The organism is Aeromonas sp. LsrichE-8G (assembly GCF_022869435.1).
Lineage (GTDB): Bacteria > Pseudomonadota > Gammaproteobacteria > Enterobacterales > Aeromonadaceae > Aeromonas > Aeromonas caviae.
In genome coordinates this window covers 1-912 of the sequence record NZ_JALIHH010000221.1, presented here as the reverse complement: position 1 = coordinate 912, position 912 = coordinate 1, and the positions used below count along the sequence as shown (strand labels likewise).

Genomic DNA, 912 nt, shown 5'->3' with positions numbered 1-912 from the left:
CGAGATTGCGGGCCACGTGGGCCCAGCACAGTTGCCGCTGGTCGGCGTCGATAAACCGGTAGCCGGCGTACTGGTCGGTCACCAGCACCCCGTCAAACTCGGCGCCCAGCAGCCGCTTGGCCGCCTCCTGACCACGGCCATAGGCCGTCATGAAGCAGACGGCTATCTTGCTCAGCGCCAGCCACATCCAGCGGCGCTCTCCACCCCGCTGATGCCGGGTCTCATCGGCATGAACGTGGGTGGCCGTCTGCACCTGCTGCTTGATGGCCTGGTAGGTCGGGGTGAGCATGGCACTCACCCGCCCCTGCGCCTCACTGATGGCGCCCCGGCTAAAACTCAGGCCGAAATGCTGTTTGAGCTGCTGCTGTATCTGGCTGACGCTCTGGTGAAACTGGCCGCTTTGCAGCGCGATGTAGCTGAGCAGATTGGCCCCCATCTGGCTGCTGCTGACGTTGTCTGGCAGTGCGGCCTGGGTCGTGCCGATACACCGTGAGCAGGTCGCACGATACAGTTGGTGTTCGGTGACGAGATAGCTCACCTCGGGCAGCTCGAACACCTGATGAACCTGATAGGGTTTGGCATGGGCCACCATGTCCCCGCCACAGCAAGCGCAATCGGCGGCAGGGTAATGCGGGACCAGGGTCAGGCGGGCATCAAGCGGATGCCGCTCGCGGCGATGTCCCTTGTGACCGGGCTGCGCCCCCCGTTGCTTGCCGGACGCCGGACGCTTGCGGGCCGGCGGCGGTGCACCGGGGCCGTCGCTGGAAGGCGGCTTGGAGGAGTTGCCGCTGTGCTGATTGAGGCGGTCCTCCAGCTCGGCGATGCGGTCGAGGAGCTTATAAATCAGCTCGTTGGCCTGCTCCAGAGTGGTGGGCATTCCCGCGGAATGCATGGTGTTTTTGCTCATGGGGG

General features: G+C 64.9%; 1 pseudogene. It reads right to left on the bottom strand.

Features of this window, described 5'->3' with window-relative positions:
- Positions 1–907 (bottom strand): annotated as a pseudogene (locus MUW49_RS19590) (IS66-like element ISKpn15 family transposase); the annotation flags it as partial.
- Positions 908–912: the final 5 nt, after the last annotated feature.